Source organism: Pseudomonas syringae group sp. J254-4, assembly GCF_032586855.1.
Lineage (GTDB): Bacteria > Pseudomonadota > Gammaproteobacteria > Pseudomonadales > Pseudomonadaceae > Aquipseudomonas > Aquipseudomonas amygdali.
In genome coordinates, this window is sequence record NZ_JAWHOO010000010.1 from 63,639 (window position 1) to 86,879 (window position 23,241).

Below are 23,241 nucleotides of genomic sequence, written 5' to 3' on the forward strand. Positions count from 1 at the left end.
TGACGCGGGCAGGACAACAGGCTCTGCTCGCGTGTCAGTGACAGCCCCGTAACACCGTTCTACCCCATTGCATTCACGGAGGTCGCAGCATGATCAGGAATAGATTGGGGGCATTAGGCCTTGCAGCACTGCTGGCGCTCTCGGGCGCAAGCGCATTCGCAGGCTCTACAGGCCCGACGAACCCGGTAGGCGACGGCCCGAAAGTGCCCGGCACCGGAGCGGAAAAGAATGTCGACGGAACCAGTCCCGGCGCGCCAGGCACAAGCCCAGGCACCAAAGGCATGGACCCGCAGCCCGGAAACAACGGCAGTGCGGCTGACAAGCCTCATGACTCGAAACAACCGCATGACGCCAATCATCAAGACAGTCAGGATGAACACAAAGCGCCATGATGGCAGGCTAGGTCTTCAATGACGTCGGCAGCATGTTCAGTCGCCCACTGCACATAACACACCTCCACCGGCATACCATGCTCGGCGCAGAAGTCCAGCCAGCGCAGTTGGTTGTCCTGGAGACGATCCCCTGGTCCCTTGACCTCTATCATTCGATAGCGCCGCTGCTCCGGGAAGAACTGGATCAGGTCCGGCATTCCGGTCCGGTTGGCTTTTATATCCTGCAACAGACGACGAAACCAGTGACGCAGGTGCTCAGCGGGCAGGCAATACAGTGCCTGCTCCAATAGCTGCGGCGTCAACGCAGCCCAGAATACGAAGGGTGACTGCAGGCCGAATTTGCTTTGAAAATGCTCGCGAATGGTCGCCAGATATTCACCTGACTCCAGTTGCATCAGGCAGGCATCGAACAATGCCACCCTGCGCTGATAGAAATCCGGGCTGTACAGGTCGCTGGGTGCACTGTGAAACGGGTGAAAGAATGCGCCCGGCAAGGGCGCGAAAATGGCCTTCCAGCACAGCAGACCAAACAGGGAATTGACCAACGCATTCTCGACGTAATGCACTTCCCCACCCTGCTCTTGTTCAAGGTGCTGGCGTATCAGACGCTCGACACTTATTCCCGATACTGGCGTGATCTGAACGTCCAGCCGCGCAATGGCCTGCACGGTGCGCTTGCGCGCGCCCGTCAGGCCGAGCTTGCGTTGCAGCCGTGGCAGTACGCGTGACAGGTGCTGGACCTCGGCATCACTTTCAGGAGCCAGACGGGCCTGTTCCGCCAGCGTCAGCGCCGCGGTGTACTCGGCGTTGCGCTCCAGCACGCGGATTTGCCTTGAACGCGCACCGGGATAGCTGGACTCACGGTACACCGCCATCGCCAGAGGCCAGTCCTGCAGGCGCTCGGCCTGTTGCCCGATACGAAACAGCAGTTTGGCGCGGCGCATATGCAACCACGCATTACCGCACTGGACCGCGATGACCCGCTCGGCCAGCGCATGCAGCTCGACGCAGGTTTCCAGCGCCTCTCGGCAGGCATGCAATTGCAGGCACACATCGATGTCAGCGCGCTGATTGATGACGCGCGACTGCACCGAGAACTCGACCTTTTCGTAGCGGTAGATGCCCAGATCAGCCAGCACGAACTCCGACCACTCCTGATAAAGATTGCCGAAGTACAACAATCGCAGGCGGTCACAGAGCGGCATGATATTCAGGCCGAACACGGCGTCAGACAACGTCGGGTGCCATTGCTCAAGTGCCTGCGGCGCTTCATACAGCGGCTGCAGGCGCTCCAGCCATGCCTGCTTGCGCTCTGGCCCCTTGACCGCATGGGCTTTGAAGCACTGGGTCAGCTCGTCCCGGCGCAGCAGCTGGAACAGTTCGCTCAAACCCAGTGGCGGACTGGCGGCGACCCACCCCCGCTCCAGCAGCGGCTGCACCGCCTCATGGGGATCGCCGATCTCGACGTAACTCAGTTTGCTGGCCCGAAACAACACGCCCTTGCGCATCACCATGCGCACCAACAGGCCTTGGGCACACACGGGCACCTCGGCAAACTCGCTGATGAAGCGGCGCTCGGATGCGTCGAGCAGGTCGTCGTAGCGCCGCGCAATCCAGGCGAGGACCTGCCGGAAGTTTTCCAGGTAATAAAACGGATTGTCGAGAGGTGCAGTATTCAAGGCCAGCGTTCACATGACGAATGAGCAGACTGGGCAAGGATACTGGTTATCCGTACAGATTCCAGCGCAAACACCTGCCAAGCGCCGGTCGGCCGATCAATGGCATGTATCGCGGCCAGACAGTCGGCCTTAGAATCAGCCGGATAACATCTGTAGTCGAGAGCCGGATATGCAAGCGCCACTGATTTATCTCGCAGGCTTCGACGTGTTCCGGCCCGACGCCGTCGAGTACGGACGCTACCTCAAGGCGTTGTGCTCGGCACACGGGCTTGAAGGTTTGTACCCCTTTGACAATGAAGTGACCCTGGGGCGCACGCCGCACGAAACTGCGCAGCAGATTTACTCGATGAATGTCGCGATGATTCACCGCTGCGCTGCCGTACTGGTCAACCTGAATGTGTTTCGCGGTCTGGAGCCGGATTCGGGCAGCGCATTTGAGGTCGGATTGGCGGTGGCATTGAACAAGCCCGTTTGGGCGTACTTTGAGCCGGTGACCTCGTTGCGCGAACTGGTTCCTCATGATGAACACGGGTTTGATCGCGACGGCTTCATGGTTGAAGACTTCGACTTGCCCCGCAACCTGATGCTCGCCTGTAGCTGGGCGGGTACCAGCTCTACCGTGGAGCTGGGTGCCGAGGCACTGGCAAGGTACCTGAGTGGCTTTGAGGTCATGCCCGGCGAGTAGCTGAACGCACGCGCTCAACCCCACCCCAGAAAGTCCCCACCGTTGTCACGCAGCATCTGCAACATGCCCTCTGCCGCTGGCGACAGGTAGCCGCCCTTGCGCAGGGTCACGCCGATGGTGCGTTTGAGAGTGGTCTGTTCCAGTGGCACTTCACGCAGGTGTTGCATGGTCTTGCCAAACTCCAACGACTCGCGGGCGATGAAGCTCAGCAGGTTGCTTTGGGCAATCAAGCCTGGCAACAGGGAGATCGAGTTCGCCTCGATCTGCACTGTCGGCAGCGGCAGGCCGTTGGCAGCAAAGGTCGCGTCCAGCCACTTGCGTGATGAAACGCTGACCGGCGGCAGTACCCAGCGATACGCGCAGAGGTCACTCATCTTCAATGAGGTCTTGAAGATCGGGTGTTTTTTGCTGGCGACCACCACGGCTTCGTCCCTGAGTATGGCAAAGCTGGTGACGTCTTCGCTGTCGGGCGCCAGTGCGCAGATGATCATGTCCAGTTGCCCTGAACGCAGCGACTCACGCAACAGATCATCCTGGCCTATCACCAGCTTGAAGGTGACATCCGGCGTACGCTGCAACAAGGCCGAGGTCAGTTTCGGCATCAGGTATTCAGCCATCGTCGCGGCGCAGCCGACGCGAATGTTGCCCACCATGCCACTGGCGAAATCCCGTACCTCCCGTTGGGTCTGGGCAATGCTCTGCTGCAGTTCCTTGCCGCGTGCCTGCAACAGCTCACCCACCGGGGTCAGCTTGATGCGTCGACCGTCACGCTGAAACAGCCGTGTTCCGAATGATTCCTCCAGCCGCTGAATGCTTTTTGTCAGCGCGGGCTGACTGCGATTGAGCTTTTCTGCAGCTCGCCCGAGGTGGCCCAGTTCGGCAATGGTTTCAAAATAAGTCAGATCGCGCAGGTCCATATCTATCAACCAAAGTTATCAATTCATGATTATTAGAAAATAGACTTGATCGGTTGCCGAGTCGATACTGTTTGCATGTGATCCACCCGATTCAAGGAGAACGTCCTTGTCACACGCTTCACGCTTTTCGCTTTCCACCCTTGCCCCGTTGACTCAATGGACGGGCCTGATCCTGATGGCCGGTGCTGCCGGTCAACTGCTCAAACTGTTCAACATGCCTGCTGCGATGTTCCTCGGCCCCATGCTGGTTGCTATCGGCTTTGGCGTGTCGGGCGCCACCATCCGCATGCCCAAGCGGGCGTTTCAGCTCGGCCAGGGCACCGTTGGTGTGCTGATTGCGCATGCCATGTCAGTCAGCGTATTGCTCACGGCGCTACAGTCCTGGCACGTCATGCTGCTGGCCACGATCCTGACCGTGGTGCTGAGCGCTGCGGTGGGTCTGGTACTGGTGCGCTTTGGCGGAATCCCGAGTAACACGGCTGCCTGGGGCACGTCGCCCGGCGCGGCTTCGGCGATGGTCGCCATGTCCGAGGATTACGGCGCAGACTCGCGAGTCGTTGCCACCATGCAATATGTGCGCGTGGTCTGCGTAGTCACCATCGGCGCGCTGGTCAGCCATTTCATCGGCGCACCGGATTCCGGCGCTGACCTGCACAGCACCGCAGCCGCCTTACCCAGTCTGAACCTGATCGACCTTGCCCTGAGCCTGGCAGTGATCGTAGCGGGTGTAGCATTGGGCTCGCGCTTGCCGGCGGGTGCCTTGCTGGTGCCGTTGATGCTGGGCGGCGCGCTGCAACTGAGCGGCGTCATGCAGATCAGCATTCCTGACTGGCTGCTGCCAATCGGCTATGGCGCTATCGGCTGTTATGTAGGGCTGCGTTTCGACCGGCCGACAGTGCAATACGTGTGGCGGCGGCTGCCGATGATGATTCTGGCCTCACTGCTGCTGATCGTGCTGTGTGCCCTGTCGGCCTGGCTGATTGCAGCGATGATGGGCAAGGATTATCTCTCGGTGTACCTGGCAACCAGCCCGGGCGGCCTGGACACCATGGCCATTATTGCCATCGATACTCATGCCGATGTCGGCTTCGTGCTGGCCATGCAGACCCTGCGCCTGTTCGGCGTGATCCTGACCGGCAGCTTCCTGGCCCGGCAGATTATCCGCCTGAGCGACAAACGCATCCCTGCGCTCTGATTGCCGATGCCAGGCTCAGCCGTTCACTCATGCCCCGCCAGAGCACTGGTCAGGCTGGGTGCCAGCGGCAACACCGGCAACAGCGTCGCCTGATAGGCGTGATAAAGGTCCGGCTTGCCCGGCCAGATATCAGCACTGGGTTCGTTGCGCTGGTTCAGCTCATGGCGCCAGCTGCCATGCTCATGATCGATGAACAGGGTCTCGTTGAACTCCCAGAAGCAGCGATACCAGTCTTCATACTGTTGCTCGCCGGTACGTTGCAGCAACGCGGCGGCAGCAGCGGCCGCTTCGCAGTGGGTCCAGTGCAGACGATGACGGACCACTGGCTGGTTCTGCCAGTCGAGGGTGTAGACGATACCCGGCGCACCGTCGACATCCCAGCCGTAGCGGCAGGCATTGGCAAACAGCTGGCGGGCGTCATCCAGTAACCATTCCGGATTTGACCGCCCGGCGTGACGACGCGCGGCCTCCAGATGCAGCACCAGCCGTGCCCACTCGAAGGCATGCCCCGGCGTTGTGCCGAACGGCCGGAAGCCGTCGGCCGGGTTTTCGCGGTTGTAATCGGGCAGCGGTTGCCAGTTTTGTGTGAAGTGCTCGATGACCTGAAAATTGTTGGCCCCGGCATGTTGATGGATCACCCGTTCGACAATGCTCAGTGCCCGGTCGAGCCATTGAGCATCGCCAGTCACGTCGGCCAGCGCGAGGAAGGCTTCGGTGCTGTGCATGTTGCTGTTGGCGCCGCGATAGGCTTCTTCGTTGCTCCAGTCCTGCGCGAACGATTCACGCATGGCGCCTTCCTGCTCGCTCCAGAAACGGGTCTGGATGACCTGGATGGCGTCGGACAGCAACGCCTGCGCGCCAGGCCGCCCCGCCACCACGGCAGAACTGGCCGCCAGTGCGACGAAAGCATGCAGATACGCCTGTTTTTCGGTTCTGCCGCCGTCTTCGAGCGCAGCACTGAACCAGCCATCGTGTTCGGCATCGCGCAACGGGCCACGCAATGCGGCGATGCCATGATCGACCAGCGCGGCACAGCCGGGTATGCCTTGCGCATGGGCCATGGCAAAACAGTGGGTCATACGTGCGGTATTCATGGTTTCGGCCGTGGCACCGACCATCAGACGGCCGTAGTCATCAAGACTGCCAAAACCGTTGTCGAGCCGGGAAGCCTTGGCGAAAGTCAACAGACGGTTGCCTTCCAGTGCCAGCCATTGGTGATGGGCTGGCGAGCGCAGCCAACTGCTGAAGGTGTGATTATTATTATCCATGACGCGATGCCGCCCCCTTCGATAAGGTTGTGCCCAGACTGTACCGGAGGTCATTTCGACCGAGGGCATAATGCGCGCCCGGTCGATCGTCGGCAAGCAGACACAACCTGTATCAATGTAGGGTTTTACACCTTGAAGCGTGAGACCACCTGATTCAGGTCAGCGGCAAGACGCGACAATTCATGGCTCGAAGCACTGATCTGGTTGGCACCCTGAGTCGATTGCATGGACAGATCGCGAATGTTGACGATGTTGCGGTCGACTTCACGCGACACTTGCGCCTGTTCTTCCGCAGCGCTGGCGATCACCAGATTACGCTCGGATATCTGATTGATCGACGACGTGATTTCACTCAACGACTCGCCCGCGCCCTTGGCCAGCGCCAAGGTCGAATCGGCCCGGTCGCGGCTGGTGTTCATCGAGTCGAGCGCCTGCGCTGAACCGCTGCGCATGGCATTGACCATCGAGTCGATTTCCAGCGTCGACTGCTGGGTGCGATGCGCCAATGCACGGACTTCATCCGCCACTACCGCGAAACCACGGCCCGACTCGCCCGCGCGCGCCGCCTCGATGGCCGCGTTGAGCGCCAGCAGGTTGGTCTGTTCGGCAATCGAGCGGATCACGTCCAGCACCTTGCCGATATCCTGAGACTGATTGGCGAGGTTTTGCACCAGTGTCGAGGTGGCCTGCACGTTGTCGGTCAGTGTCTGGATCGACTGCACCGTCTCGATCACCCGCGTCTGGCCTGCCAGTGCCGAGGTGCTGGACTGGGTGGAGGCGTCCGACGTGGACACGGCGTTACGCGCAACTTCCTCTACTGCCGAGGTCATTTCGTTGATCGCCGTGGCGGCCTGATCGATCTCTGCATTCTGCTGGTTCAAACCGCGATAGCTGTCCTCGGTGACCGAGTTGAGTTCGGTGGCCGCCGACGCCAGCTGGGTAGCTGAGCTGCCGATGTGGCGCATGGCTTCACGCAGATTGACCTGCATCATTGCCAAGGCACGCAGCAGTCGGGTGACTTCGTCTTCGCCGTCAACTTCGATGGTATGGGTCAGGTCGCCGCTGGCAACCTGCTCGGCAGCAGTCACGGCACGTTGCAACGGGCCCACGATGCTGCGCGTCAGCCAGAGCGCCAGACCGATGGTGCACAATGCAGCGAGAACGACAAAGACAATGACGATGTCACGCGATTTGTCATATTGGGCTTCGGCCGACTTGCCTTCGGCATCGACCTTGGTGACATAGAAATCAGCCAGATCATTGAGCTGTTTGCCGGAACCATCGACGATCTGTTTCATATCAACCAGCAGCAGCTTGTTCAGACCGGTGCTGTCGCCCTGCCCGGCGAGAACAAAAGAGCGATCCAGCGCGCTGCGGTATTGGCCCATGGTGACCATGAACTGGTCAGTCAGGGTCGTCTCTTCAGGGGTGTCGACGAACGTCTTGAGGATGCCCAGCTTCTTGTCCAGATCACCCAGACGTACGTCCAGCTGCCCGCGATAGGTCGGAATGCTCGCAGGGTCGGTGTCCAGCGCCATGCGCAAGGAGATGGTCCGGATACGCAGCATGATTTCCCGGATATCGTTGACCACTCGCATGCTGGGCAGCCAGTTGGTCTCTACCGCCACTTCGCTCTGGCGAATGGTCGACATCTGTGCCAGCGCGAACCAGCCAAGTAAAGCCACCAACAGGGAAATCAGGGTAAAACCCAGACCGGCACGACGAGCGATTGTGAGTGTGCGTAGATTCATGACCAGTGCTCTTTTGTATTTGGAGGGCAGTATCTGACGCGAAGTTGTCAGACAACCGAGAGCATATCGTCCCTGTCCGACAATTCTTTAGGATTGCCGGTGATCATTCAGGCTTTTTACTCGAAAGGCAGATCGACTACCCGGACCGGGCCTGTGCAAAGCGCTGTCCGGAGGGCTGCACTCAGCGTGCTGCCGCCATTTGCCAGAGCCGCGCCACGTCACGCGCGCGGTCATGCAGCAGGCGACTGGTATCGCGACAGGCCTGTTCAAGGCTCATCGGCCCGCTGACCAGCGCGAAGGCCGCGCCAATGCCGTGCGGGTAAAGCTGTTCGTAACCTTCGCCAAGCGTTCCAGCCAGCACGATCACTGGCACTTGTTGGCGCTGCGCGACTCGTGCGACGCCAAGCGGCGTCTTGCCGCGCAAGGTCTGCGCATCAAAACGGCCTTCGCCGGTAATGACCAGGTCGGCCCCGGTCAACGCCTGCTCCAGCCCGGTCAGCTCGGCAACCACCTCAACGCCAGCGCGAAACGAGGCATTCAGATACGCCTTGGCAGCAAAGCCCATTCCGCCTGCCGCACCGCTGCCAGGGCTGTTGCGCTGGTCCAGACCGAGGATCTGCGCCGAATGGTCGGCGAAACACCCAAGTGCGGCATCCAGCGCCACAACCTGCTCGGGCGATGCGCCTTTTTGCGGGCCGAAGATATGCGAGGCACCATTCGGTCCGCACAATGGATTATCGACGTCGGCGGCAATTTCGACGCACACGTCAGACAAGCGCGGATCGAAGCCGCTCAGGTCGATACGGGCCAGATCGGCAAGCGCGAGACCGCCCGGTGGCAAGGGCTGATCGTCGGCATCGAGAAAGCGTGCGCCCAATGCCGAGAGCATGCCGCTGCCGCCGTCGTTGGTTGCGCTGCCACCGATGGCCAGAATCACGCGACGGGCACCCGCATCCAGTGCCGCCGAGATCAACTGGCCCGTGCCTGCTGTGCTGGTCACACAGGCATCGCGCTGTGCCAGCGTCAGTAATTGCAAACCGCTGGCCATGGCCATTTCGATGATTGCCGTTCTGCTCTCGGCCAGCCAGCCCCAATGAGCCTGGACCGGATCGCCCAGCGGTCCGCTGACCCGGGCGCTCATCAGTTCACCATTGCAGGCTGCCAGCAACGCTTCGATGGTGCCCTCCCCGCCATCTGCCATCGGGCATTTGATCAGTTGGGCATGCGGCCAGACCTCGGCCAGACCACTGGCGATGGCGTCGGCAACGGCCTGTGCACTGAGGCTGTCCTTGAACGAGTCGGGGGCGATGACTATTTTCATTGTTGTTCTCCATATCCGATGCTCGCATGCTCTCATCCGCCACCGGGTTTTCCGCCTGCCCTTCGCACAATGATCGGCAACCGTTATCGGGCATTTGAACAAAAACCGTGTTCAGTCGTGACGAGTGATCATCTGCGCGCCCAGATACAGACGCAGCAGGTCATCGGTCTTGTAAGGATCGCAGCCGGTCAGCTCGCCGATCTTCTCCAGCCGGTAACGCAGGCTGTTGCGATGGATGCCCAGGGCTTCGGCGCAGGCCTGGCTTTCGCCACTGAACTCGAACCATTTGCACAGGGTGTCAAGCAGTTGCACGTGGTTATGCAAACGGCCAATCGGCTCGGCGACGTCTTCGGCCAGCCAGTCGTGGCGATAGCGCCAGAACAGCACCGGCAGACGGTACGCCTCAAGACGCAGCAAGCGCTGCCCCGGCCTTGCCTGACTGGCGTAATCGAGCAGATCCCGCGCCGCCGCACAGGCATGACGCAAGGCGGGCAAGTCAGCAGACTGGGCCACGGTTGCCATGCGCAGCACCGGCCAGCGGTGCTCATCGAACTGCTTGAGCAGCAGCGCATCGTCACGTTCCTTGCCCGTGGCGCGGCACCAGTACAGCAAGGTGGGCTCGCGCAGCACGCACCAGCTGTCGGCGTAACGCGTGCCAAGCCAGGTTGCCACCTGGCTGGCAACCTGCCCTTGCTTTTCAAACTGGATCAGTACCACCTGACGCGCCACATGCGGTTGCAAACCGAGCTGGCGTGCTTCATCCACAAGGCTATCGGGGCAATCCGGCAGCAGCAGGCGCGCCAGCAGGTCTTCGCTGCGCTGTGCCCGCCATTGCAGGTCAGCCTGCTGACGGCACTGTTCCATGAGCATCTCGGCAGTCATCTTGACCAGTTCGCCATATACCCGCACTTCGTCCGGCTCGCCGGTGATGCCGAGCACGCCCACCAACTGATGATCGAGCATCAGCGGCAGATTGACCCCCGGCTTGACGCCACCGAGCTGCAACGCCGCCAACGAGTCGATTTCCACCACCTGCCGGTTGGCCAGAACCCGCTGCGCACCCTCATGACGGGTACACAAGCGTTCGGGGTCGCCGCTGCCGATGATGATGCCCAGATAGTCCATGACATTGACGTTGTAAGGCAGAATGGCCATCGCCCGGTCGACGATGTCCTGGGCCAGCGCCCGATCAAGGGCGAACATGAAAAGCTCCAGACGCGTGGCGAGGCTTGCAATGGTTAGGCATATGGATACATTTTGTTGAAGTTATAGAACGCCCGAGTGTGCCTGAAAGTGGTCACCGGCGCGACGTACATGGCAGAGTGCCCGCATCGACCTTTTGAACTTCCACACACGCGTGCACAGGTCCCCTCTTGATCAAATCCCGACTCGCCAGTCTGCTGTCGCTAGTGACCCTGCAAGCCTGCACCTCAATGGCGGAAGGCGAAGCACCGACGCAGCGTTTTGAAGACTACCGTCAGCAAACCATTGAACTGATCCGCAAGCAACGCAACTTCCAGACCGCCGACCACGAGGCCGAACTGGGATGGAACGCGCCGCGCCAATGGACCCCGACTGGAACGCCCAAAGGCGGCGTTCTGCTGGTGCACGGGCTGGGTGACTCAGCGTGGTCATTCAATGACGTGGCACAGAAGCTCGCCGCTCAGGGCTATCTGGTCAGGACCGTGCTGCTGCCAGGGCATGGTACCAAGCCCGAGGACATGCTCGATGTGCGTCTGGAGCAGTGGCAGCAGGTGGTGCGAGAGCAGACGCAACAGCTAAGCCGCGAGGTGCCGAACGTCTATCTGGGAGGCTTCTCAACCGGGGCCAATCTGGTGCTCGATTACGCCTATGACCACGAAGAAATTGCCGGGCTGGTGTTGTTCTCGCCGGCATTTCGTTCCAACAGCGGCTATGCCTGGCTGACCCCTTGGATCGGCTGGGCCAGGCCGTGGCTTGCCACCCCCAACGACGGCCTGCGCCCGATGCAGACGCCGGTTCGTTACATGAACATGCCCACCAACGGTTTCGCCCAGTTCTATCGCAGCAGCGCGCTGGCTCAGGACCGCCTGCATCAACGTCGCTACGACAAGCCGGTGTTCATCGCCATCGCCGAGCACGACTCGGTACTCGACACTGATTACGTGCTGGATAATTTCAACCAGCGCTTCAGTAACCCCGCCAGTCGCCTGATCTGGTACGGCGACCTGCCCGCCCGCGCTGCCAATACGCCGCGCGTCGAGGTGCGCAAGGACTACCTGCCGGAATACCGCATCAGCCGCTTTTCCCACATGGGCCTGCTTTTTTCAGCGGATAACCCGCTTTACGGCGTATCCGGTAGCCAGCGCATCTGCTGGAACGGTCAGAGCACACCGGACACCGCGAAATGCATGGCGGGCGAGCCGGTGTGGTATTCGGACTGGGGTTATACCGAACCGGGCAAGATCCACGCACGCCTGACCTTCAACCCGTATTTCGAGTGGCAAACTCAAGTGATGCTCGGCGTGATGAGTGCAACACAGTAAAACTCAAAGGCTCTTACTCCAGCGGCACCAGTCGCTCACGGCTGTTGCTCAGGTGCGTCCACATCGCCGCACGCGCTGCATCCGGGTCCTTGCGGCGAATGGCGCTGAGCAGTGCTTCGTGTTCCAGGTTGGCAAGATAGCCTTGATGCGCGAGGTTATTGCCCGCCCGCTCGCTTGACGCAATGCGGCTACGCGGAATGATCGCGCTGCCCAGGTGCTGCATGATCTCCATGAAATACGGGTTGCCGGTGGCTTCGGCGATAAGCATGTGAAAGCGTTTGTCGGCCTCCACACAACTGTCGTCATTGGCCAGCAGGTCCTGATAATCATCCAGTGCCTGACGCATGGCCGCCAGTTGCTCATCGGTGCGACGCACAGCGGCCAGCGCGACGGCCTGGGTTTCCAGGCCAATACGCAGTTCGATGATATCGCGCACCCGTGAAACGGTTTCAACCTTCAGACGCAGGCCGGTCTGGTCACTGCGCTCCAGCACAAACGTACCGATGCCATGGTGGGTCACCACCAGCCCTGACGCCTGCAACTTGGAAATGGCCTCGCGCACGACAGTGCGGCTGACGCCGTGTTCACGAACGATCTGGTTTTCGGAAGGCAGCTTCTGACCGGGTGCGATTTTGCCCAGCAAAATACGCTGGCTCAGTTCGGTGACCAGATCGGTGGCCAGGCTGTGCTGACGACGTTTGGGCGCTGCGCTGACAGGCTCTTGCATGGCGAATGGATCCTGACTTGTCTGGTTGGGCTGCCGTATCACGGTCATAACAGCGCGAATGTTAGGTTGAGTGCGCAAAAAGGCCGGTGGCATCGGCCTGCGCAGTTGTCTTACTTGTATTACAAGCTATCTGCCACTGTCAAAGCTCTTGATTAACCTCGAAGCGTTTTTTTCAACAGCACAGCTTGAAAGAAACGGCCCGTGAATAGGTCATAACCCGACTCATAAAAAAGGCTAATACCCAGCAATAAATGGGTAAAAATATTAAATTAACATCGTCATACTGACGTGCCCTGCGCATGTACCTGCACCCAGAAAAACTTTCCCAATCGTCCAAATCATCAGCATCAGGGGATTGCACAAGCCTTTTTTACTTGTATGATGACCGACAATGCGAGGGACACACTTCGCACATACCCGCATAAAAACAACGAGTGGGAGATTCAACTGTGAGCACATCCAATTCCAGGATGGCCGACGGCACTGATTCGGTTCTGAGTTCAGCCGTATCGAAGGTCAAACGTCACGTCCTGCCGCTTTTCGTCATCATGTTTATCGTCAACTACATCGACCGGGTGAACATCGGCTTTGTGCGTTCGCACATGGAGCATGACCTGGGTATCGGTGCTGCAGCCTATGGCCTGGGTGCCGGACTGTTCTTCATCGGTTATGCCCTCTTCGAAGTCCCTTCCAACATCCTGCTGCAGAAAGTCGGCGCACGTATCTGGTTGACGCGGATCATGCTTACCTGGGGCATCGTTGCTGCCTGCATGGCCTTCATCCAGAACGAAACCCACTTCTACATCCTGCGCTTTCTGCTGGGCGTGGCCGAGGCAGGCTTCTTTCCAGGCGTGATCTACTACTTCACCCGCTGGTTGCCCGGGGTTGAGCGCGGCAAGGCAATTGCCATTTTCCTCAGCGGCTCGGCCATCGCTTCGCTGATTTCCGGACCGTTATCAGGCCTGCTGTTGCAGATCACCGGTTTCGGAATGAAAGGCTGGCAGTGGATGTATTTCATCGAAGGCATGTTCTCGGTGGGCCTGTGCTTCTTCGTCTGGTTCTGGCTGGACTCCAAACCGCACGACGCCAAATGGCTGACCCGCGAAGAACAGGACGCGTTGGTCAGCGCCATCGATGCCGAACAGGCTGCCCGCGAAGCGGCGACGCCAGTCAAAGCCTCCATCGGCAAGTTGCTCAAGGACAGCCAGATCATTCTGTTCTGCCTGATTTACTTCTTCATTCAGTTGACCATCTACGCAGCGACCTTCTGGCTACCGAGCATCATCCGCAAAATGGGCAGCCTGACTGACTTTGAAGTCGGCATGTTCAACTCCATTCCATGGCTGCTGTCGATCATCGGCATGTACGCTTTCGCCACGCTGTCCGCCAAGTGGAAGCGCCAGCAGGCGTGGGTAGCGATTGCGCTGCTGATTGCCGCTGCCGGGATGTTCATGTCCACCACTGGCAGCCCGATCTTCGCCTTCGTTGCCATCTGCTTTGCAGCACTGGGTTTCAAGTCGGCTTCGTCGCTGTTCTGGCCCATCCCGCAAGCGTATCTGGATGCACGTATCGCCGCAGCGGTCATTGCGTTGATCAACTCGGTGGGCAACCTGGGTGGCTTCGTGGCGCCAACTACTTTCGGCTTGCTGGAAGAGCACACCGGCTCGATCCAGGGCGGGCTGTATGGCCTGACGGTCACATCGATCATTGCCGCGATCATCGTCTTCGCTGCGCGCAATACGCCAAAGCCAGGCGCGACGCCGGTAGCCGCCATCCATACCCCGGCCACGCATTGATGCAGGTTCGAAGCGACGCCATTACAGGTCATATTTTTTTACGGGATCAGCTATGAACATTCAACACGCCAACATCACCAGCAAGGCCCCTGTCATTACCGAGATGCAAGTAGTGCCAGTGGCTGGCCATGACGACATGCTGCTCAACCTCAGCGGCGCGCACGGCCCTTACTTCACCCGCAATATCGTGATACTCAAGGACAATGCCGGGCATATTGGCGTCGGCGAAGTGCCGGGCGGCGAGTTGATCCGCCAGACGCTGGAAGACGCACGCTCGCTAGTGGTCGGCAGCAGCATCGGCACCTACCAGAAGATCCTCAATGAGGCACGCAAAGCCTTCGCCGATCGCGATTCGGGCGGCCGCGGCCTGCAGACCTTCGACCTGCGCATTGCCATTCACGCTGTCACCGCGCTGGAGGCCGCCCTGCTCGACCTGCTTGGTCAGCACCTGGACGTACCGGTTGCCGCATTGCTGGGCGAAGGTCAGCAGCGCGATCAGGTCGAGATGCTCGGCTACCTGTTTTATGTCGGCGACCAGCGCAAAACCGACCTGGCCTACCGCAGCGAGCCCGACGCCGACAATGACTGGTTCCGCATTCGTCACGAAGAAGCGCTGACTCCGCAGGCGGTGGTCCGTCTGGCTGAAGCTGCGCACCAGCGTTACGGCTTTCAGGACTTCAAGCTCAAGGGCGGCGTACTGAGCGGTGACGCAGAGATCGAAGCCGTCACGGCGCTGGCTGAGCGTTTTCCCGATGCGCGAATTACGCTTGACCCCAACGGAGCCTGGTCGCTCAAGGAAGCCATCCGCCTGTGCCGCGATCAGCATCACGTGCTGGCGTATGCCGAAGACCCGTGCGGTGCGGAAAACGGTTATTCCGGTCGTGAAGTGATGGCCGAGTTCCGCCGCGCCACCGGACTGAAGACGGCCACCAACATGATCGCCACCGACTGGCGGGAAATGGGCCATGCCATTCAACTGCAATCGGTGGATATTCCACTGGCTGATCCGCACTTCTGGACCATGCAGGGCTCGGTACGAGTGGCGCAGATGTGCAATGAGTGGGGCCTGACCTGGGGCTCGCATTCCAACAACCATTTCGATATTTCATTGGCGATGTTCACCCATGTGGCCGCCGCGGCGCCGGGCAACATTACGGCGATTGATACCCACTGGATCTGGCAGGACGGCCAGCGCCTGACCAAGGCCCCGCTGCAGATTATCGGCGGCAAGGTCGATGTGCCGAAGCAGGCGGGGCTGGGCGTCGAGCTGGACATGGACCAGTTGGCCAAGGCTCACGAACTCTATAAAGGCATGGGCCTGGGCGCACGCAATGACGCAGTGGCCATGCAGTTCCTGATCCCGGACTGGAAATTCAACAACAAGCAGCCTTGCCTGGTGCGTTGAGCCAGCTTAAAAAACCACTCGCCGCCTGCTAACAATCTGGCTGGCACACGGCGCGCAACCCCCTTGCGCGCCGTTTTTTTCAAATCCGGCTTGGCATGCAAAGCCGGCATGCTACTGTCTCGTAACCTCCAGTAACGACTAGACCGCATGCGCCATCTTGCCCGCACCCGCCCTCGCCTGACTCTCGCAGCTCTGGTTGGCCTCACCGCCGGCATCGCCTGGGCCTGGCTGATCCCCCACGCAACACTCACGCAGAGCCTGCTGACCGGCTGGGACACAGGCGTGTGGCTGTATCTGATCCTTATTTTCGTTCGCACACTGCGCAGCAATGCCGACGATGTCCGCCGAGTCGCGATGATGGAAGACGAAAACGCGGGCGTCATTCTGGTAACGGTCTGCGTGGCGGCACTGGCCAGTCTGGCGGCGATCATCTTCGAAGTCGCGGGCAGCAAGGGCCTGTCCAGCGACGCCAAAATGCTCCATCACGCCTTCACCGGCCTGACCGTCATAGGTTCGTGGCTGATGATCGGGGTGATCTTCAGCCTGCATTACGCACGCATGTTCTATACCTGGAAAGGCAAGGAGCCCGCGCTGGCGTTTGTCGGCGGAGAAAAGCACCCCGACTACTGGGACTTTCTGTACTTTTCGTTCACCCTCAGCGTTGCGGTACAGACCTCCGACGTCGGCGTCGCGACCCGTGAAATGCGCAAGGTCGTGCTCGGCCAGTCGTTGATCTGCTTTGTGTTCAACACCGCGATTCTGGGCTTTTCGATTAATATCGCTGCCAGCCTGTTCAATTAGCGCTCGGATTCATAAAAACCCGTCAAGAGGCCTTCAGACAATGACCCAATTGAAAATCGCGGTGCTCGATGATTGGCAAAACGTCGCCAGCGATGTGGTGGACTGGTCGGTGCTCGACTCAGTGGGCGACATCAGCTTTCTGCACGACTTCCCGGCCGACACCGTAACCATGGTGCAACGGCTGCAAGGCTTCGACATCATTTGCCTGATGCGCGAGCGAACCCCGTTCGATGAGGCACTGCTCAGCCAACTGCCTGCGCTCAAGTTGCTGGTCACAGGCGGCATGCGCAATGCGGCGATTGATATCCCTGCGGCCAAGCGCCACGGCATTGTGGTGTGCGGAACAGAAAGCTATAAACACGCGGCACCGGAACTGACCTGGGCACTGATCATGGGTATCACCCGCAATCTGGTGGCCGAGGCCAACTCTTTGCGTGCAGGCAACTGGCAGGTCGGGCTGGGCAGCGACCTGCACGGCAAGACCCTGGGCATTCTCGGGCTGGGCAGTATCGGCAAATGGATTGCCCGCTACGGTCAGGCGTTCGGCATGCAGGTCATTGCCTGGAGCCAGAATCTGACACCCGAAGCCGCCGCCGAATCGGGCGTCACGTACGTCAGCAAACAGCAACTGTTCGAACAGGCTGACGTGCTCTCGGTGCACCTGGTACTCAGCGACCGCAGCCGTGGGCTGGTGGACGCAGAGGCACTGGGCTGGATGAAGCCGAGCGCCTACCTGATCAACTCGTCGCGCGGCCCGATCATCGATCAGACTGCGCTGCTTGAAACACTGCAACAACGCAACATCGCAGGCGCCGCACTCGACGTGTTCGACATAGAACCGCTGCCGACCGATCACCCGTTCCGCACTCTGGACAACGTGTTGGCAACACCGCATATCGGATACGTCACCGAAAACAACTACCGGACCTTTTATGGGCAGATGATCGAAAACATTCAGGCCTGGCATGCGGGGTCGCCGATTCGGGTGTTTGGGTGACATGTCGTACTCCGTCAAAGCAGTAATCTGTCGGCTCGGTCACTCAGACTTTTTGTTGCTCTAAAAACCCTGTTTGTGCGACCCTGCGCCGTTAACAGATAACGCTCGAAACAGGATTACGCCAGGAAGCCATATTTCAAGGAAGAACAGCAAAAGAAAAACGTTAATAAAAGCGTCATCTTAAGTTCCCCTCCTCGTTATATGAATACTGCAATCCACTAAGTTACAGCTGGCCTGGCGACTTATTCTTTTGTTTCGCAGGGTGCAGCCACTTGTCGCACGGGTCCTACAGAGACATTCGATGAATATTCGCTCAGACAGGTCATATGACCCCTTCATGGCCGCCAGGGAAAAGCCTGTAATGGCCGACCGAACCACGCGGGCCGTGGACGCTGGCGTTGCTGAGGCGAACCCTGAAAAACAGGCGAAACTCGACACCTATACGGCCTCCGACAACCGCTCCGCCGAGACACCGGAAGCGTCCCCTGTTTATACAAGAATGATGCTCAGCCGAAATACCCGGTCACTGGAGAGCGAAGATTCCTCGTCAGACACGGCTCTGCTTGCCAGTCAAAAAGCGCTTGTCAGCCAGAACGACACAAAGGCTGCTGGCAGCGAAGTGGCCGCGGTGAAGGACAGCACGGCCCTTTCGGACGCAGAAAAAAAAGCCAAGGAAGCAGAAAAGGCCGCTTCTTCAGAGGCAGCCAAAGCTGCCCAGAAAGTCGCGCGCGGGGGCGCCAACGTCAACCCTGATGACATCGCCACACCCGCTGCTGCCACGAAGATGATTCAGGACCTGAAAACGATTGGAGGCGGAACCTTACGCTTTCAGATGACGCATGATCAGATCAGCGACGCCAGGCAGATGGATAAGCTCAGGGCATTGCTTAGCGAAGGAGACAAACAGGGTGTGAAGGTTCAGTTCACCTTTCGCGACAATGCGAACCAGGGTGGCGGAAATGTGCTGACGGGAGAAAAGTTGAAGCAAGCCTCGGCCGACATCAGTAATGTGGTCAAAAAGTTTGGCAGTCGTACCAGTTTCGTCCTGGACACTTTCAATCAGGGCGGCAAAAGCGCCAGTCAGGACTGGGCTGACATGCAGACCACATTAATCAAAGCCGCGCGCAACTCCGGCTATAAAGGAACTATTGTTGTCGAGGACAGTAACTGGGGAGGTGGCCTGACCGCTGGCCCGCAAAGCGGCCTGGTCAAGTTTGCCGATCAATTAAAGGCCGCCAATGGCGAAGGCAACCCGGCCCTGGTTGGCAGCTTTCATGTGTATGCCAGGGAAAGCGAAGCCTCTTCCCGGCTTGCCAACCAGATCAAGGCACTGCGAGAGGCTGGCTATAAATTCCAGATTGGCGAAGTGGGTAATGCCAAATTTCTGGTAGGAAACACGTTCCAGCAAAAGGACGAAGCCACCAAGGCCTTGAAAGATAATATGACCGCTCTCAAAGCAGCCGGAGCGGACATTCTACCCGGCAAGGACCAGTTCCAGGATGGCAAACTTCGCCGCCGTGCCGGCTTTTCAAAGACAGATCAATTCCTATGATTCAGTACGGCGTGTGATCAGGCTCCGGTATCCATGACACACGCTGCTGAACCTGACCCTCAAAGGGTCAGGCGTTGCACCTAGGAATCAGATACCTGCACCATCACAACGTATAAGCAATCCCCACCTGCACCGTCCGCGGTGCCCCCGGATACGCATAGACGTTGCCAAACGCGCCTTCCTCATACTCGGTATCGAAGACGTTCTTCAGGTCGAGGTTGAGCTTCACGTGCTGATTGACCTTGTAGTAGGCCAGCAGGTCGAACACGGTGTAGCTGTCCATCGAAAAGGCGACGTTGGCGGTGCGTCCGGCGCGCTGGTCGACATAACGACCGCCGCCGCCCAGACCCAAGCCGCGCAAGGCACCTTCCTGAAACTCGTAGACGTTGAGCAGACTGAAGGTCTGCTCAGGGATGTTCATCAACCGTGTGCCGGAGCGCAGCGTGTTGTCCTTGGTTACTTCAGCGTCGACGTAAGCGTAGCTGCCCATCATCCGCCACTCGGGCGTCAGGTTGCCGACCACGTTGAGGTCCAGGCCACGGCTGCGCACTTCGCCTGCCGCGACACTGAATGTGGAATCAACCGGGTCGGTGGTCAGCACGTTACGCTTCTCGATCTGGTAGATCGCCGCATCAACACTCAACTGGCCGTCCAGCGCTTCCCACTTGGTGCCGATCTCGTACGACTTGCCCTCTTCCGGCTTGAAGCCGCCACCCAGCCGGCTGGCACCGCTGTTGGGCTTGAACGAACGTGCGGTGTTGGCGTAGACCGCGACGGTGTCGGTCAGGTCGTAGCTCAGGCCAACGCGCGGTGTGACGGCGTTATCGCTGGCGGTCCAGCTGCTGGTGCCAGGCAAGAAGGAATCGTAGTCATGTTCAAAACGCTCCAGACGCACGCCGCCCAATAACTTCAGGCGCTCGGTCAGCGCCACCTGATCCTGCACGAAGGCAGCCCAGGTCTTGAGGTTTTCCTTGTCATGGGTCGTGGTCCGGGTCAGTGCCGGTCGGGCCTGACCATAGACAGGGTTGAAGATGTCTATCGGGTAGGCGCCGACGGCACCGCTGGAACGCTGGATGATCGACTTGTAATCATAATCCTCATACTCGACCCCGGTCAGCAGCGTGTGATCGAAGCCACCGGCGGAAAAGTGCCCGGTCAGGTTCAACTGCACATCGCGGTCTGTCCATTCCAGCTTGCGATAGTTGAAGTTGCGCCCGAGGGTACGACCATCAGCCGCCAGGCCGTTGGCCTCGATGGCATCGCCTTGCAGGGAACCGTCGAGAAGCTGGACGCCACCGCCCAGCTTCCAGTCGGCATTTAGGTCATGGTCGAAGCGCAACTGTGCCATGTTGTTATCGTTATGCAGCTTGCCCACGCTCTTCTCGCCGAAGAACGTGTCGCGCGAGGCGGTGCTCGTCTGGTTGGCGTAACGCGTCAGGCCACGATCCAGCGGTGCATTGTTGCGCATGAAGTCGCCTTCGAAGGTAATGCGCGTGGCGTCGTTGACCTCCCAGCTCAAGACCGGAGCCACACCATAGCGCTCGGTCTCGACGTGATCACGAAAGGTATCGCCGCCTTCGCCCACGACGTTGAGGCGATAGGCGAAACGCCCTTCGTCATCCAGCGGACCGGACGCGTCCAGCGTGCCGCGCTTCATGCCCTGATCATTGAGCTGGCTGCCCAGCGTGACCTTGCGCTCGGCCAGTGGCTGCTTGGAGACCACGTTGAAAGTGCCGCCCGGATCGCCCCGGCCGTACAGCGTGGTGGCCGGACCGCGCAACACTTCAAGGCGCTCGATGGTGTTGGCATCCGGCATGTTCGGATAGCCGCGATTGATCGGGAAGCCGTTGCGATAGAACTCGCCGGTGGTAAAACCGCGCACCGTGAATGTAGTCAGCCCTTGACCGCCGAAGTTGTTGGCCCGCCCGACGCCGCCCGCGTAGTCCAGAGCGTCCTGCAAGCGCGTGGAGCCGATGTCTTCTACCGCGTCGCGGGTCACAACGCTGACGGACTGTGGCGTTTCATGCAGCGAGGTATCGGTGCGCGTGGCGCTGGCGGAGCGTGTGGCGCGATAGCCCTCGACCGGCCCTTGCGCCGTTTCAGCATTGGCAGCGCCCTGAATGTCGATATTCTGCAACTCTATGGAAGGTTGCCCGGCAGTAACCTGGTCAGCCCAGGCGGCTTGAGAGATCGCTTGAATGACGCAAAGTGAAACGAGAGTACGACGCATCGACGTGCAGCCCTTGGCAAGAAACCAGGCCTCTTGGGACCCGGCAGGATTTTTCGCGAATAGTACAGATTCGTATTAACGCCTGATACAAATTCGCAAAAATATCTTTTGCCTATGCTGCGCATCTCGCTTCGCAACCGTGGGGACAAACAGGCAAACTGGCGCTCATCGCACTTCACAAGAGAACCGACAATGCCTCTTTCCGACAAGCCTGCCGACCCGCGCTGTGCTTTGCTGGTGATCGACATGCAGTACGACTTCATGCCCGGCGGACAACTGGCGGTGGCTGACGGCGATGCGTTGCTGCCGTTGATCAATCGTCTGGGCGCGCGCTTTGCCCGAGTGATCATCACGCAGGACTGGCATCCTGCCGGGCATATTTCGTTTGCTTCAAGCCACGCTCAGCGCCTGCCATTCGAGAGCATCACCCTGCCCTACGGCCCGCAAACGCTATGGCCGGACCATTGCGTGCAAGGCAGCCACGGTGCGCAGTTGCACGCCGATCTTGACCTGCCTCACGCGCAACTGATCCTGCGCAAGGGCTGCAATGCGCATATCGACAGCTATTCGGCATTTCTGGAGGCAGACCGTACGACCAGCACAGGCCTGGCCGGGTATCTGAAAGAGCGCGGCATCGACACTGTATTCGTGGTCGGTCTGGCGCTGGATTTCTGCGTCGCCTGGTCTGCTCAGGATGCACGCAGTGCCGGTTTCAATACGTATGTCATCGAAGATGGCTGTCGCGCCATCGACATGAACGGCTCGCTGGAGAACGCCTGGAAGACCCTGCTGAGCATGGGTGTAGAACGCGTGCAAAGCGCCGATCTGCTGGGCTAGACAGGCGCATCCTGCAACCGGTGCAAACAATCGTTGATACGTCCCGCGGTTAGCGAACGACCGCGCGTGGCGCCTGTCTGAACCATCGGACCGGCAATGCCCGTGCCGGTCCATTTCATCACTGGCGCTGAGGATGTTGTATGGATCACGAAGTAGACGGCAAGACCCCCGGCCTGTCAGCCGAGGAAGAGCGCGAGATTGATGAAAACCAGCCGCCCCGCGCGGCGGTGCTGCACGAAACCATCCGTATTCAGGGCGATCACGAACTGGAGCGCAGTGTTGCCGCCCTGTGGTGGTCGGCACTCGCGGCCGGGCTGACCATGGGCCTGTCGTTGATGGCCATGGGGCTGTTCAAGTCGCGGCTGGAAGGCATACCCGGCAGTCACGTCATCAGCAGCCTTGGCTATTCGGCCGGATTTCTCGCGGTCATCCTGGCGCGCCAGCAATTGTTCACTGAAAACACTATTACCGCCGTGCTGCCGATCATGAGCAAGTTGAACCTGGCCAATATCGGTCGATTGTTCCGACTATGGGGTGTGGTACTGGCGGGCAACCTCGCTGGGACGCTGCTGGTGGCCTATGTCATGCTCAATCTGCCGATTTTCGACACCAGCACAGACAAGGCATTTCTGGAGATTGGCCACAAGGTCATGGAAAACGACGTCAGTCAGATGTTTTCCAAGGGCATCGTGTCCGGCTGGATGATCGCGACCATGGTCTGGATGATTGCGTCCATGGAAAATGCCAAGATCGCCATTATCATTCTGATCACCTACTTGATGGCGCTCGGAGACTTCACGCACATTGTCGTGGGCTCGGCCGAAGTGTCCTATCTGGTATTTGCCGGGGAAATGGGCTGGAAGGATTTCTGGTTTACCTTTGCCGCTCCTACATTGGCAGGCAATATCATTGGTGGCAGCTTTATCTTTGCCTTGATCAGCCACGCACAGATCCGCAGCGAAAAAGACACGACCGCCAAACTGGAACGCGATCGTCAGAACAAGGCAGAAAAAAGCCGCCGCGAAAAGCAGCAGCAAGAGCTCAAGGACGCGGATATCAGCATGCGGAATGACATATGATCCCTATCATTAAACTTTCTTTCAGGAAGCGCAGTGGCTTTTAAAGGCAGAATGAGTTTTTGAACGCACTTATTCAGGCAGGGA

19 protein-coding genes and 1 pseudogene are annotated in these 23,241 nt (G+C 59.4%); 11 read left to right on the forward strand and 9 right to left on the reverse strand.

All coding sequences use genetic code 11. The features are described 5' to 3' along the window. Nucleotides 1-89 precede the first annotated feature (89 nt). On the forward strand, nt 90-392 hold the full coding sequence (locus tag RYB09_RS14015; protein ID WP_316888971.1) for a hypothetical protein: 303 nt from the start codon (nt 90-92) through the stop codon (nt 390-392). Here the strand turns inward: RYB09_RS14015 and RYB09_RS14020 are convergent. Next, entirely contained in the window at nt 368-2,071 is a 1,704-nt protein-coding gene (locus RYB09_RS14020; RefSeq protein WP_316888974.1) for a VRR-NUC domain-containing protein, read from the reverse strand. The genes RYB09_RS14015 and RYB09_RS14020 overlap by 25 nt on opposite strands. Nucleotides 2,072-2,240: 169 nt before the next feature. On the opposite strand from RYB09_RS14020, the gene RYB09_RS14025 reads away from it, so the two are divergent. Continuing rightward, a complete protein-coding gene (locus tag RYB09_RS14025; RefSeq protein ID WP_219169360.1) occupies nt 2,241-2,756 on the forward strand; it encodes a nucleoside 2-deoxyribosyltransferase in 516 nt (171 codons plus the stop codon). Between the two features lie 14 nt (nt 2,757-2,770). Here the strand turns inward: RYB09_RS14025 and RYB09_RS14030 are convergent, their stop codons facing one another. Next, a complete protein-coding gene (locus RYB09_RS14030) occupies nt 2,771-3,673 on the reverse strand; it encodes a LysR family transcriptional regulator (protein ID WP_004665637.1) in 903 nt (300 codons plus the stop codon). A 106-nt stretch (nt 3,674-3,779) separates the two neighbouring features. Here RYB09_RS14030 and RYB09_RS14035 point away from each other — a divergent pair, with 106 nt between their 5' ends. Then, nucleotides 3,780-4,868 (forward strand): AbrB family transcriptional regulator, encoded by a 1,089-nt coding sequence (locus RYB09_RS14035; protein ID WP_010216904.1) that lies wholly within the window; start codon nt 3,780-3,782, stop codon nt 4,866-4,868. A 23-nt stretch (nt 4,869-4,891) separates the two neighbouring features. Here the strand turns inward: RYB09_RS14035 and RYB09_RS14040 are convergent, their stop codons facing one another. The 5 genes and pseudogenes from RYB09_RS14040 to RYB09_RS14055 form a co-directional block, all read right to left on the reverse strand. Next, complete coding sequence (locus tag RYB09_RS14040) at nt 4,892-6,136, reverse strand: AGE family epimerase/isomerase (RefSeq protein WP_122258977.1); 1,245 nt, start codon at nt 6,134-6,136, stop codon at nt 4,892-4,894. 125 nt (nt 6,137-6,261) lie between these two features. Then, nucleotides 6,262-7,128, reverse strand: a complete 867-nt coding sequence (locus tag RYB09_RS27235) for a methyl-accepting chemotaxis protein (protein WP_371321916.1) — start codon at nt 7,126-7,128, stop codon at nt 6,262-6,264. After that, nucleotides 7,117-7,887, reverse strand: a pseudogene (locus RYB09_RS27240) (MCP four helix bundle domain-containing protein); the annotation flags it as partial. The gene RYB09_RS27235 and the pseudogene RYB09_RS27240, both read right to left, overlap by 12 nt. 181 nt (nt 7,888-8,068) lie before the next feature. Continuing rightward, on the reverse strand, nt 8,069-9,208 hold the full coding sequence (locus RYB09_RS14050; RefSeq protein ID WP_316888979.1) for a glycerate kinase: 1,140 nt from the start codon (nt 9,206-9,208) through the stop codon (nt 8,069-8,071). A gap of 111 nt (nt 9,209-9,319) precedes the next feature. Continuing rightward, nucleotides 9,320-10,411 carry a sugar diacid recognition domain-containing protein gene (locus RYB09_RS14055; protein WP_316888981.1) on the reverse strand — a complete coding sequence of 364 codons (1,092 nt, stop codon included), beginning with the start codon at nt 10,409-10,411 and terminating at the stop codon, nt 9,320-9,322. A 230-nt stretch (nt 10,412-10,641) separates the two neighbouring features. On the opposite strand from RYB09_RS14055, the gene RYB09_RS14060 reads away from it, so the two are divergent. Beyond that, nucleotides 10,642-11,733: an alpha/beta fold hydrolase gene (locus RYB09_RS14060; RefSeq protein ID WP_316889042.1), complete on the forward strand. Its 1,092-nt coding sequence runs from the start codon at nt 10,642-10,644 to the stop codon at nt 11,731-11,733. A 13-nt stretch (nt 11,734-11,746) separates the two neighbouring features. On the opposite strand, the gene RYB09_RS14065 is transcribed toward RYB09_RS14060, so the two are convergent. Further along, complete coding sequence (locus tag RYB09_RS14065) at nt 11,747-12,460, reverse strand: FadR/GntR family transcriptional regulator (RefSeq protein WP_002553932.1); 714 nt, start codon at nt 12,458-12,460, stop codon at nt 11,747-11,749. A gap of 470 nt (nt 12,461-12,930) precedes the next feature. On the opposite strand from RYB09_RS14065, the gene RYB09_RS14070 reads away from it, so the two are divergent. The 5 genes from RYB09_RS14070 to RYB09_RS14090 all read left to right on the forward strand — a co-directional run bounded on the left by RYB09_RS14070 (nt 12,931) and on the right by RYB09_RS14090 (nt 19,011). Next, entirely contained in the window at nt 12,931-14,256 is a 1,326-nt protein-coding gene (locus RYB09_RS14070; RefSeq protein WP_005745896.1) for an MFS transporter, read from the forward strand. A 52-nt stretch (nt 14,257-14,308) separates the two neighbouring features. Beyond that, complete coding sequence (gene gudD, locus RYB09_RS14075) at nt 14,309-15,661, forward strand: glucarate dehydratase (RefSeq protein ID WP_316888983.1); 1,353 nt, start codon at nt 14,309-14,311, stop codon at nt 15,659-15,661. Between the two features lie 147 nt (nt 15,662-15,808). Further along, nucleotides 15,809-16,462, forward strand: coding sequence for a DUF1345 domain-containing protein (locus RYB09_RS14080; protein WP_316888985.1), 654 nt, complete (start codon nt 15,809-15,811; stop codon nt 16,460-16,462). Nucleotides 16,463-16,502: 40 nt separating this feature from the next. Next, complete coding sequence (locus RYB09_RS14085) at nt 16,503-17,459, forward strand: D-2-hydroxyacid dehydrogenase family protein (protein WP_316888987.1); 957 nt, start codon at nt 16,503-16,505, stop codon at nt 17,457-17,459. A 301-nt stretch (nt 17,460-17,760) separates the two neighbouring features. Continuing rightward, nucleotides 17,761-19,011 (forward strand): cellulase family glycosylhydrolase, encoded by a 1,251-nt coding sequence (locus RYB09_RS14090; RefSeq protein ID WP_316888989.1) that lies wholly within the window; start codon nt 17,761-17,763, stop codon nt 19,009-19,011. A gap of 103 nt (nt 19,012-19,114) precedes the next feature. On the opposite strand, the gene RYB09_RS14095 is transcribed toward RYB09_RS14090, so the two are convergent. Continuing rightward, the gene (locus RYB09_RS14095) at nt 19,115-21,241 is read right to left on the reverse strand and encodes a TonB-dependent siderophore receptor (protein ID WP_058407780.1); all 2,127 of its coding nucleotides are present in this window, start codon (nt 21,239-21,241) and stop codon (nt 19,115-19,117) included. Between the two features lie 192 nt (nt 21,242-21,433). On the opposite strand from RYB09_RS14095, the gene pncA reads away from it, so the two are divergent. Together pncA and RYB09_RS14105 are read left to right on the forward strand one after the other, a co-directional pair. Further along, nucleotides 21,434-22,078 (forward strand): bifunctional nicotinamidase/pyrazinamidase, encoded by a 645-nt coding sequence (gene pncA, locus RYB09_RS14100; protein ID WP_058407781.1) that lies wholly within the window; start codon nt 21,434-21,436, stop codon nt 22,076-22,078. A gap of 140 nt (nt 22,079-22,218) precedes the next feature. After that, nucleotides 22,219-23,157, forward strand: coding sequence for a formate/nitrite transporter family protein (locus RYB09_RS14105; RefSeq protein WP_058407782.1), 939 nt, complete (start codon nt 22,219-22,221; stop codon nt 23,155-23,157). Nucleotides 23,158-23,241 lie beyond the last annotated feature (84 nt).